Raw genomic sequence first — 13,549 nt, forward strand, 5'->3', positions numbered from 1 at the left:
AGTCTGAAAAGATGGTGAATGAGTATTTTTCGACGGAATCTGCTTCCAATCCCCAAAAATCTACGATTACTAATAAACTGTCAAAAATAATCGAAAGTGTATCCCAACTCAGTCCAGACGAATTAGAGCCGCAAAAACATTTTTTAGAACTTGGTTTAGACTCTATTCTTCTGTCTCAGGTTAGACACAGCATTAAAAGTACGTTTGGCTTGGATATCCCGATGAACGAGTTTTTTGAATCACTGACTACGCTGGAGTTGCTGACAAACTATATTGCTGATAGGATAGCCTCGACCTCTGAAGAATTGTTCCAGAATTCGGAGGAGCATCAGCTGGCTGTGTCGTCTAGTATCACTTCTTCGGTACCTTCCGTTTTGTCGGGCTGGAGTCAAAAATCTACTATCCCTATAGAAGGCCCCGCACCACAAGAAAGCGAGCTATCAAATAAGGATGTATTTGCGGGGAGAGAACGAATTTTAGAAATGCAACTTCAACTCATGTCGCAGCAGATGGAAATACTGTGTCAATCTCGGCTTGCACCAGTGGCAATGCCTGAATCGCTTTCACTACAAACTGCTGTCGAACCTCAGCCATCCGCGATGAAGGAGGTAGCTGCCACAGTTACTTCTGTTTCCCCCGTACAGGCTTCCGTGTCAGCTGTTTTGCCAGACAGAAAAAAATCGAAAGCATTTGTTCCCTATCAAAAAATAAATGTACAAGCTCATAATTCACTTTCACTTAGGCAGGAAAAGCATCTGCAAAAGTTGATTGAACATTACACGATGCGCACACGAAAGACCAAAGAGTATACTCAGCAATACAGGTCTGTATACGCCAATAACCGGAATGTGGCCGGATTTAGGCTTGCTCACAAGGAAATGGTGTATCAGATTATATCCCAGCGTGCAGAGGGTTCTAAAATTTGGGATCTGGATGGTAATGAATATATTGATTTGACGATGGGGTTTGGGGTCAATTTGTTTGGTCACAACCCATCCTTTATTCGTGAATCGATAGAAAAGGAAATACATAACGGAATGTGCCTTGGACCGATGTCCAATATGGCCGGGCAGATTGCCGAAAAAATTTGCCAAATGACAGGCATGGAACGAATTGCGCTATATAACTCGGGGACAGAGGCGATTATGGTTGCCCTTCGGTTAGCACGGGCTGCCACCGGGCGGGATAAAGTGGTGATTTTTTCTGGTTCCTATCACGGTACCTTTGACGGAGTATTGGCATTGGGCGGAACAACGGATGGCAGGGAACAACATTCCACTCCTCTCGCACCAGGTGTACTACAGCACATGGTGGACGATGTCGTTGTGCTCAGCTATGGAACGGACGAGTCACTCCAATATATCCGCTCCCATGCCCATGAACTGGCTGCTGTTCTCATAGAGCCAGTGCAGAGTCGTCGCCCTGATTTCCAGCCCGCAGCTTTTCTGAAGGAAGTACGCCAGATTACGGAGCAATCCGGGGCCGCGTTCATTTTTGATGAGGTAATTACGGGCTTCCGTATTCAGCCGGGGGGTGCGCAGACGTGGTACGGCATTGAAGCCGACCTTGTAACTTACGGTAAAATCATTGGCGGCGGTCTTCCCATCGGTATCGTGGCAGGGAAAGCATCGTTCATGGATGGAATTGATGGAGGAATGTGGAACTTCGGAGATGACTCTTATCCACCGCATGAGCAACAGCGGACGTTTGTAGCGGGAACTTTTTGCCATCACCCCCTGGCTATGGCAGCTTCCCTGGCCGTACTAAAGCGGTTGGAGAAGGACAGGGGGCAACTGCATAACGAGCTGAATAGTCGTACGAAGGCGCTCGCAGCAGAACTGAATCACTATTTTACGGAGGAACAGATACCTATACAGGTCGTTTACTTCGGTTCCTTGTTCCGCTTCGTCCTTAAAGGTGACTTGGAACTATTCTTCTATCACATGCTGGATAAAGGAATTTATATATGGGAAGGCCGGAACTGTTTTTTGTCAACGGCTCATACTTCGGAAGATATAGAGCGGATTGTACAGGCAATTAAAGAGAGCGTTAATGAGCTGCGCAAAGGAGGATTTCTGCCGGATCTGCACCCTCATGCAAACGATCTAAATAAGGATTTTTTTCCTGAAACTGCAACTGCAAACCTTAAGGAATCGACGATTAAGCTGACTCCGGATCAGAAGCAATTATGGTTCGCCTCAGTCTGGGATTCAAAGGAATCGCAGTCGCTTCATGAGACTGTTTTACTGCGTTTCCGGGGTCCGCTACATGTTAAGGAATTTAATGAGGCTGTCCATTGCATCGTTAAACGCCACGAAGCCTTACGCACCTTTATGGGGGAGGACGGAGAAACGCAGATCATCGCCCCGGCAATGGCTGTCCGCATTCCGCTACATGATATCAGCAGTCTTTCTGTAGAGGAACAGAAACATGATATCCGTGCTTGGATGGACAAGGACAGGGAGACCGTATTCCCAATAAGTGGGGGGGAACCTTTATTCCGTATCCAGCTTTTAAAAACGTCGAATGAGAAGCACATCGCTGCATTTACATTTCATCATCTGATTGCAGATGGCTGGTCCATAGGTGTATTTTTCCATGAATTGGAACGATTTTATTCAGCTTGTGTACGAGGGGAACACTGCACGCTTCCCGATCCTGTTCCGTTCCGAGATTTCGCAGCATGGCAGCAAAACCAGTTAGAGGCAGGCGGAGCGGCTGCCCTTGCCTTTTGGTCAGATGTACTTGCGAAGCCATTGCCCGCCCTTGACTTGCCGTCTATCCAACGCAACATCAGTTTTCCTTCTTCGCGCGGAGCACGGCACACCATTGTGGTGGATGCGCCTCTGGTGAAGCAACTGAAATCAGTCAGTATTCGGCTTGGCAACAGCTTATTTGTGACTTTATTGTCTGTTTTTCAGCTTTTCTTGCACAGACTGACAGGCCAAAATCAAATAATGGTAGGTATTCCAACCGCAGGGCAATCTCATATGGGTGTGTCCCCGCTAATTGGCAACTGCGTTAACTTGCTTCCAGTGATTTGTGAGGTAGACTCTGGAGCAACGTTCACGGAATTCACACAGACGGTCAAGCGAGTAATGCATACGCTGGATGCTTATCAGAAATACAGCTTTGCCGGACTTGCCCAGATAGGATTAAGCCATTTGCCCGTCCTTAAAGTATTGTTCAATATGGATAGGCCCATTCCAGAGTTTCACTATTACGGACTGGAAACAGAATTGTTGGAGCATGAAATATTGTCCTGTCAATATGAGTTGTTTCTGAATGTTACGGAGTCTGGTCAGCAGTTGCGGCTTGATTTTGACTATGCTGCGAGTCTTTTTCAACAAGACACTATGGAAGTATGGGCGCAATACTTTTTACATCTGCTGAGCTCGATTGTGCAGGAAGACGGAATGCGTGTATCTGCGCTGTCTTTGCTTCGAAGTACGGAAAGGAAGCGGCTTCTGGAAGTGTGGGCGACATACGCGGATTCTAAAGGGAATTATCCTTGTGTCCTGGACAAATATAAACATCCGTCTCCTACGGGTACCATCGGACAAGTATATTTGGCCACATCCGCTGGTTTACTGGGAACGACGTTGGAATGGGCTTATATCGAGGTTGGAGGGAGAATTAGACATATCGGTGCAGCCGACCGAGATGTTCTTATTCGCGGGCATCACGTGAATCTTGAGCAGATAGAGAAACATCTTTTGCAAGCACTGGATTTGGATGCCTGTGTTTTGACGGCACGAAAAGACGGTGAGAGCAGTAACTCTTCGTATCTAGTGGCTTATATAGTGGACAATAATTCTAATTCGTGGGATATAGCGAAGCTGCAAGAGAGTGTTAGCTCAATACTTCCTGATTATGGGCAACCTCGTTTTTGGGTTCTGATGGATAGCATCCCTCTTTTGGCTGATGGGAAGCCGGATTTTCAATTATTGCCGAAACCAGAAGATATCAAGATAGAGGACTCGCAGAAGCAGGTTTCTGACGGCAATATGACTGAGGACAAACTGATATCTATATGTAAGGAAGTTTTAAATGTATCTGATATCCGATACAACGATAATTTTTTTCAAATGGGTGGAGACTCTTTAAAAGCGACTGTTCTTCTAAGCAGAATTAACAAGGAATTCGAAGTATATATTCCGCTGGTACAAATTTTACATTTGCAAACGATTGCACAACTGGCTGCACATGTAAAAGGAGGACAAAAGCGAAAGTTTGAGCCGCTTGTTCGGGCAGATTTACAGCCCTTTTATCCGGTATCTCCCGCTCAAAAAAGAATGTATGTGCTGGATCAACTGGGTGGAGGTGCAGCGTATCATGTATCAGGTCAACTGCATATAGAGGGAGAGTTACACGTTTCCAGGTTCATTGATGCAGTGAAGGAGGTTTTTTCACGGCATGAATCCTTTCGGACGTATTTTGAGATAGTAGACGGGGAAACCGTGCAGAAGGTACAGGATATGCTTTCACTGGACATTCCTGTTACTCCAATTTCCGAAGAGGATGCTAATCACGCCCGTGAACTGTTTATTCAGCCTTTTGACCTGAGTAAGGCTCCTTTAATTCGTGCTGAGCTGTTCGCAATCCATCGTGACCAGTTTATGTTGCTGATCGATATGCACCATATCATTTCAGACGGCTTCTCGATGGCAGTATTAATGGATGAGATCAGCACGCGGTATCAGGGTGTGCCACTTGCCCCCGTTGACGTGCACTACAAAGACTATGTCGTTTGGCAAAAACAACATTATGTCGGAGACAGCCAAGCAAAGGATGAAGCATTTTGGTTAGACACGTTGGATGGCGAGCTCCCTGTATTGGACCTGCCAACTGACTTTGCTCGTCCGTCAAGTCAGAGCTTCGCAGGGGACAGCCTTACCTTCATTGTGCAATCCAAGCTGACGGATAGACTTAATCAATTGACAAGAGACACGGGAGCAACGCTCTTTATGGTGCTTTTGGCAGCTTATAATGTGCTGTTAAGCAAATACTCCGGGCAAGAGGACTTCCTCGTAGGTACACCGGCAGCGGGTAGAGGGCATGCGGATACGGAAGCAATGATCGGCATATTTGTGAATACTTTAGTTCTCCGTAATCGACCGCTGGCATCCCAGCCATTCAGTGCTTTTCTGGAGGACGTCAAACATAACACTCTGCTTGCGTTGGAGCACCAGGAATATCCATTTGACCAACTGGTCGACAAACTGGATCGAGTACGCGATGTAAGCCGCAATCCCATCTTTGATACGATGTTCAGTCTGCAAAATAAGGGAACAGAGGTCATTGAACTCGGCGGACTTCGTTTGCAACCGAATGAGTTTAATTTAGGTGTATCGAAGTTCGATCTTTCATTACATGTAACGGAAACTCAAGACCAGTTAACTTTAACCTGGGAGTATGCGACCAGCCTATTTAAGTTGGAGACGATTGAGCGATTTGCCCTCCATTATATAAAAGTGTTGGAAATCGTAACTCAAGATGTCGGAATTCGCTTGGCTGACATGGATATGCTGACAGAAGAAGATAAGCACTTATTACTATATGAGTTCAACAACACCTCTGCCTATTTTCCGCGGGATGCAACGATTCACGGAAGGTTTGAGCAGCAGGTTAGCAGGACTCCAGATGACATGGCAATCATATTTGGAGATAAGTGTATGACTTACCAAGAGTTAAATGAGCTGGCGAATCGTTTAGCGCGAACGCTGCGGGCGGATGGAGTGGGACCGGATCAGCCGGTGGGGATTATCGCTCAGCGTTCACCTGAGATGATGATTGGCATCTATGCAATTCTAAAAGCAGGTGGAGCTTATGTACCCATTGATCCGGGATACCCACAGGAAAGAATTCAATATATGCTTGAAGATTCGAGAACACAACTGGTGCTGACACAACCACAGTTTGCAGAACAGCTGAAGCAATATGCGGACTGCAAGGTAATGGTGTTGGATTATGCTCCCACGATCATGGTTTCTCAAACGTCCAGATCGACGGAGCCTACGACCGACTGCATGAGTAGCTGGCATGAAGATGCCTCCAACCTTGCGCCTGTAGCAGAACCAAACCATGCGGCCTATATCATCTACACATCCGGTTCCACAGGGAAACCGAAAGGGGTTATTGTTGAGCACCGCTCAGTCGTGAATCGGCTCTGCTGGATGCACAATAGATATGGGCTGAGCGAAGAAGATACGATTTTGCAAAAAACTGCCTTTACTTTTGACGTATCCGTATGGGAGTTGTTCTGGTGGTCGATGGTGGGCTCAAAAGTAAGCTTGTTGCCAATCGGTGGAGAAAAGTCTCCCGAACAGATCCTGAACACGATTAATGAAGACAAGGTGAGCACCCTTCATTTTGTACCCGCGATGCTGCATATTTTTCTGGAATATCTGGAGCAGCAACCAAGGGAAACGGTGCAAGCACAATTGAAAACGTTAAAACATGTATTTGCCAGCGGTGAAGCATTGCCTCCTCAGCAGGTGGCGCGTTTCTATCGAATTATGTCAGGGATTGGAAGCGCAAAACTAATTAACTTGTATGGTCCAACAGAAGCTACTGTAGACGTTTCATTCTTTGAATGCGAGCCTGTGGAAGAGCACTCGGTGATCCCGATCGGTAAACCGATTGATAATATTCAATTGTATGTTGTACAGGAAGGTACGGAGCGATTGCAGCCGATTGGAGTGGTGGGAGAACTTTGTATCAGTGGTATAGGAGTAGCCCGTGGCTATCTTAATAGACCGGAATTGACCAAGGAGAAGTTCGCTGCCAATCCGTTTAACAGCGGAGCGGAGGATTATGAGCGGATGTACCGCACAGGAGATTTGGCGCGTTGGATGCCTGATGGCAACATTGAGTATCTGGGTCGGATCGATCAACAGGTAAAAGTGAGAGGATATCGTATTGAACTGGGCGAGATCGAAGCGCAGTTGCTGTCTATAGACGGAATCCAATCAGCAGTAGTCGTAGCGCGGGAGAACAAAGACGGCTACAAGGATTTGTGTGCATACTTTGTGGCTTCTGAGCCATTAAGTCCGCTGGACGTGCAGAATGCGCTCAAGCAAAAGCTACCGTTTTATATGATTCCAGCATATGTGGTGCCAATGCAGCAGCTTCCTCTTACATCCAATGGAAAAACGGACCGAAAAGCGTTACCTGAGCCGGACCGACATGACTCTTTGCAAACGGATTATGTTGCTCCGAGAAATGATGTGGAAAAGGCGTTGGTTATGGTATGGCAAGACGTTTTGGGAAGTGATCATATAGGCGTTCGAGATCATTTTTTTCTGCTTGGCGGCGATTCTATTAAGGCTGTTCAGGTGGCCTCACGCCTGCGTCAGCATGGTTATTCCCTTGACATTTCTCTTTTGATGGAGCACCCGTTCATTGAGGATCTCAGCAAGCTTGTGACAACTTTGTTCCGCTACACAGACCAGAATTCGATACATGGAGAGATTCCAATAACATCGATTCAGCGGCAGTTGAATGAACTGGGCACATTTTACACCTTGCGGACGGCAACATCCATGCTATTTGCAGGCAACCCGGACTTCGATGAGGATCTATTGCGGTCTGTGCTGCAAACATTAACTACTCATCACGAGGTATTGCGGCTTGGTCTGGCGTCGATCGACGAACCGTCTACCCTTATATACCGAGATGAAAATGAAGAAATGTTCACACTTGATGTGTTCTTTCTTGCAGATGATGACCATGAAGCTAGCAAGCAATTACAGAGCGAATGCTTCCGGATTCAAAACAGTTATGGAATGTTTGAGGGACCCAGAGTACGCGCAGGCTTATTCCGGATGTCGGGCCCCGACCAGTTCTTCCTTTCTGTAGATCCGCTAGTGGCTGATCCCACATCTTGGCGTATCCTGCTTGAGGATTTCACAACTGCCTATGAACAAGCTCTCAACGGGGAACCGATAGTGCTTCCTGACAAAACAGATTCTTACCGCTCATGGATGCGGTGGCTAGAAGACTATGCAGACAGCAAAAAGCTGGCCAAAGAGAAACTCTACTGGCTGGATAAGGTTAATTTTGATGGAGAATTTATACCGAAGGACCATGATACACCTGCACATTCCGATTCCGAAACACTTCGTCCAGTAGAAAATTGCATCGTACAGCTTTCGGACGAGAAAACAAGTCAGCTGTTGACACGGGCTAACCAAACCTATAATACGGTGACCGCTGAGTTACTGCTTGCTGCATTGGGACTGACTATAGTGGAATGGTCCGGACAGTCTAAGATTGCCATTGGATTTGAACATTATGATCGGGAGCAACAAACTGTGACTTCGGACAAACCGGACCTTTCAAGAACCGTAGGTCAATTCGGTTCCATATATCCGCTTGTTTTGGACATGGAGCCTGGGGAAGACAGTTCTCTTTTGCTCAGAAACGTAAAGGAGACGGTCCGGCAAGTGCCCAACCAGGGTTTAGGATATGGATTACTAAAATATGGTTCTGCAACCTCCGGCAGATCGGAATTTAATGCTAAGTATTACCCGGAAATTGGCTTCCGCTTGATTCATTCTGAATCGGTCAGTTCCTCTCACTTTCATACATCGCCTATGGATGTTGAATTATGGTCCAGCCAGAATTGTAGCATTTCAGATTTAGCCTATCCCCTCTATCTGGATGGGCGGCTGAAAGACGGTAAGCTTTCCATCTGCATGCTTTATAACCATCACGCGTATGAAGCAGATACTATCCGAATGCTTCTGTTGCGTTTTGAACATCATTTGTCGGGCATTATTCAGCATTGTCTGGACCAATCCGAACGGCAACTAACACCATCGGATGTGGGAGCACGTGGTTTGGATCTGGATGAGTTTGAAGACATGAGGCAGTTTTATGAGAATCTATAACGATTCGTACGAGGAGGATATCCATGATCAAAGGACTTGAAATTGAAAAAGTGGTCAACTTGACTCCCTTACAGGAAGGAATGCTCGTTCATGCGCTGATGGAACCAGAATCACAGGCTTATTACGAGCAATTACGTATTTCTATTCGGGGAGATTTGGATTGGAATGCCCTGCAAAAAAGCTTTCAGCTACTGGTTCAGCGTCATGAAACGCTGCGCTCGAACATTTATCATAAATCCGCTTCTCGTTCGCGGCTGATTGTCTTTAAAAAGCGAAACACGGCGATTACTTACGAAAATATGACAGAGCTGACCGGAAAGGAGCAAGCCGACGCTATTCGTAGATTTATGGATGTGGACCGTAACACCCATTACGATTTGAGCAGGGATATGCTCATCCGGATGGCTGTACTCCAAACGGATAAAGATGCTTATACGTTGCTTTTAAGTTTTCACCATATTATTATGGACGGCTGGTGTCTTGGCATCATAATGGACGAGTTGTTAACGGCCTATGAGGCCTATCGTACAGGCCGTTCCGTTCAATTGCCTGAACCACGACCTTACACCGGGTATGCCGACTGGCTTGAAGAACAGGATCAGGAGGCGGCCAAGGACTACTGGAGTTCTGTATTACAAGGTTACGAACAAACGGCTGGACTTCCGATGCTAAAAACTTCAGCTACAACTCCTGAAAAAGGCGGCTATCTGCTGCAGGAATATAGAACGACGCTGACGGAAAAAGAGACCAGCACTTTGCGTGCGATTGCTGAATGCAATGGGACCACGCTCAGCAGTCTTTTTCTGGCCGCCTGGGGAATTGTACTTGGCCGTTACAACGGAAGCAAGGACGTAGTTTTTGGCACGGTGGTATCTGGCCGCCCGTCGGAATTGGATGAAGTAGAGCGAATTGTGGGATTGTTCATTAACACTATTCCATTACGAATTAGATTAAATGAAGAAAAGAGTTTTGTTGAATTGTTGCGCGATGTCCAGAGAGCCTCTGTCCAAGGAAGGATGAACGGATACTGTTCACTTGCTGAAATCCAGTCGCAATCTGCACTCAAGCAACGCTTGCTTGATCATATCGTTGTATTCGAGAACTATCCGCTGGAAAACATGATCGGGAGACGGGACTGGCAAGACAAACTTGGATTCATTATTGAGGACGCCCGGTTATTCGAAGAAATACCGTATGACTTTAATATTGAAGTTGAAGACAAGAAGGCAATGAGTTTCATATTGTCCTATAACGGCAAGGTATACAACAGTGAAGCGATGAAGCATCTGGCCCATCATTTGAAGCATGTCTTCCTCCAAGTTGCCAGCAATGCAGATGTTTGCCTCCGTGACGTTCGGCTGTTAACAACCGAAGAAGAGGCTAATTTGACGAAAATATGGAGCGGACCCGCTGTCCAGTTTCCTGCACTTACTTTTCACGGGCTATTCGAAGCGCAGACGGAGCGTACACCAGAACTAGCAGCCGTCATATATGAAGATACGATGCTCACTTACAGACAACTCAATGATAGAGCGGACGCTCTTGCCCATTTTTTGCAGAAGCGTGGAATTACACGGGAGAGTCTGGTCGCTGTCATGGTTGACAGGTCTGTTGAGATGATAGTGGCGGTGCTGGGAATTATGAAAGCCGGAGCTGCCTATGTGCCAGTAGATCCCGTGTATCCAGAAGAGCGTATTGAATATATGCTGCGTGACTGTGGAACGACGATTGTGCTTACGCAATCTCACCTGACGGGCTGGCTGAAAACAATGGATTTTATGGGCGAGGTAGTCGATCTCGCTACCTTGCCACTCCAGCCCGAGATGGATTCGAACAAGCAGTATATCTCCACATATGAGCCCAGCTCTTTGGCGTATGTCATTTATACATCGGGTACCACAGGTAAGCCCAAAGGCGTTATGGTTGAACATCAACAATATGTCAACACCGCACTCGGTTACAGACACAGCCAAGGATTTAAAGATTTCCCTGTTAAGCTACTGCAAATTGCAAGCATGTCGTTTGATGTGTTTGCATGCGATTTGGCCAAGGCATTTGTCAATGGAGGTACCTTGGTCATTTGTCCTGAAAACGTGAGAAATGATCCAGCTACCCTGGCTACACTGTTGGAGCAGCAGGAGATTACTACGTTTGAGACGCCTCCTGTGCTTTTATCTCTGCTATTGAATTACATCTATGAGCATGGTACAAATATCAGTTCCCTAAAGCTGCTTACTACTGGAGCAGATAGCTTGGCTGTTGCAGATTACCGTAAGATGTTGACCCGTTTTGGCAGCAAGATGCGGATTATTAATACGTATGGAGTTACCGAAGCCGCAATCGAATCTAGCTTTTATGAGGACGAGCTGGAAAAATTGCCTCTGTCCGGTATTGTCCCTATCGGCAGAGCTCTACCGAATCATAAGTTATATATTGTTGATGACAAGATGCGTCCGGTCCCTGTCGGTGTAACGGGCGAGCTGTGTATTGGTGGAGCTTCTGTAGCGCGGGGATATCTGAACAGACCGGAGCTTTCGGCGGAGAAGTTCGTGTCTGATCCGTTCTCGCCCGGTGGACGCTTGTATCGTACGGGGGATCTGGCGCGCTGGCAGCCAGATGGGAATATTGATTTTATCGGGCGAGCTGACTACCAATATAAAATTCGCGGATACCGGATTGAGCCTGGAGAAATCGAATCTATTTTGCTCGAAACGGAAGGAGTACGCCAGGCGGTTGTAGTTGATCGACTGGACACGGCGGGACAAAAGTACTTATGCGCCTATGTTGCAGGTGCAGCTGAGAAAGACATGCTGCGAGATAAACTGGCTCAGCAGTTACCAGTCTACATGGTTCCAGCCCAAATCATTGTATTGGAACAGTTGCCATTGACCCATAACGGGAAAATAGACCGATCCAATCTGCCCGAACCAGATGAAATAGCATCGGTGGATAGCATATATGAGGCACCACAGGATGAATTGGAAAAAACAATTGCTTTGATCTGGGAAGAAGTGATTGGTGTTAAACCAATTGGATTACACAACAACTTTTTCGAGCTTGGCGGGGACTCGATTAAAGCATTGCAAATTGCAATCCGCTTAAATGCCAAAGGCCTAAAAATGGAAGTAAAGGACTTATTCCGTTACCCTGAAATTCACTTGATAGCACCGTTTATAAAAAAAATCACCCGTATCATTCCCCAGGGGATTGTAGAGGGTGAGGTAGAATTGACACCCATTCAACTCGATTTTTTTCAGCATCATCGGAGAGATCGTCACCATAATAATCAGGCGGTCATGCTGCAAAATGATAGAGGATGGAATGAATTATGGCTGAAAAACGCTATGGACAAGCTGGTAGCCCATCACGATGCATTACGCATCATTTTTGTGGAAGAGGAAAAGGGAGCCTCCGCCTATAACAGGGGAGTGAACGAAGGTGAGTTCTTTACATTAACGAGCTATGATTTGACACAATCAAGCCAGCCTGAAGAAGAAATCCGACACATTGGCGATGAGCTGCAAAGCAGTTTGGATCTGCAACGAGGTCCTCTCATACGTTTGGCTTTATTCCATTTGTCCGGTGAAGATCATCTGATGATCGTTATCCACCATCTTATTGTAGACGGTGTGTCTTGGAGAATTTTGCTGGAAGATTTGGGCACCGCCTATGATCAGGTAGCTCGCGGTGAGATGCCGAATCTGCCTGCCAAGACGGATGCTTACAAAGAGTGGGCTTCAGGACTGACCACTTACGCCGAAAGTGTACAGGTACGCCAAGAAATCAGCTACTGGAACAATGTAGATTCACGCAGGATACGTCGGTTGCCAAGAGATCATGAAATCGCGGTTAGCCTGATGCAAGATCGACGCCAAGCGGAGGTGGTACTCAGCAGGGATGAGACGGAAAAGCTGTTGAAGCATGTACATCATGCCTATCATACGGAAATGAATGATCTGTTACTTACAGCCTTGGGTCTGGCTTTTTATGATTGGAGCGGTTACAACGAAATCCCGATTTTGCTGGAGGGGCACGGCAGGGAGGAGATCATTAAAGATTTGGACATCTCTCGTACAGTCGGCTGGTTTACCTCCCTGTATCCTTTTGTAATCGAGGTCAACAGACCCGAAAATTTGGCCTATCAGATCAAAATGGTTAAAGATAAGCTGCGGCGGGTGCCTAATAAGGGAATCGGTTATGGTATTTTACGTTATTTGACCAAAGACCAGACTAAATCCGCTTCTCTAGTCGCAACACCATTCCCGGAAATTAGCTTCAATTATTTGGGACAATTCGACGAAGAAAACAGCGCAGACATGCCTTGGCGTATTTCTCGATTAGCAGACTTAGCCAATGGTGAGAGAAGCCCGCGTGCGGAAAAGACGAATACATTTGACATTAACGGCATGATAACGAACGGAATCCTTCGGTTTGGATTTGAATATAACGGGCTTGAATATGGTGCAGCGACGGTAGAGCGATTAACGATCGGCTTTAAAAAACATCTATTGAATATTATCCATCATTGTTGCACTAAGGATCAGGCGGAGCGCAGCCCTACGGATTTTACATATAATCAATTGTCTATGGGGCAATTTGAACAAATATCAAGCCGATTATCGGATAAGCTGGGAAATCTGTTGAAATAAAGGATA

At 46.4% G+C, this 13,549-nt stretch carries 2 protein-coding genes; both read left to right on the top strand.

The genetic code is table 11. The annotated features are described in order from the left end of the window. Nucleotides 1-11: 11 nt before the first annotated feature. Entirely contained in the window at nt 12-8,894 is an 8,883-nt protein-coding gene (locus MKY24_RS12545) for an amino acid adenylation domain-containing protein (RefSeq protein WP_339202150.1), read from the top strand. A 23-nt stretch (nt 8,895-8,917) separates the two neighbouring features. Then, nucleotides 8,918-13,543, top strand: a complete 4,626-nt coding sequence (locus MKY24_RS12550) for a non-ribosomal peptide synthetase (RefSeq protein WP_071558746.1) — start codon at nt 8,918-8,920, stop codon at nt 13,541-13,543. Nucleotides 13,544-13,549 lie beyond the last annotated feature (6 nt).

The organism is Paenibacillus sp. FSL P2-0322 (assembly GCF_037975315.1).
Taxonomy (GTDB): domain Bacteria; phylum Bacillota; class Bacilli; order Paenibacillales; family Paenibacillaceae; genus Paenibacillus; species Paenibacillus polymyxa_B.

Bases quoted from the DNA above. Each gene is read 5' to 3' on its own strand.
- MKY24_RS12545 (WP_339202150.1), top strand. From the start codon at position 12: ATGGTGAATGAGTATTTTTCGACGGAATCTGCTTCCAATCCCCAAAAA.
- MKY24_RS12550 (WP_071558746.1), top strand. From the start codon at position 8,918: ATGATCAAAGGACTTGAAATTGAAAAAGTGGTCAACTTGACTCCCTTA.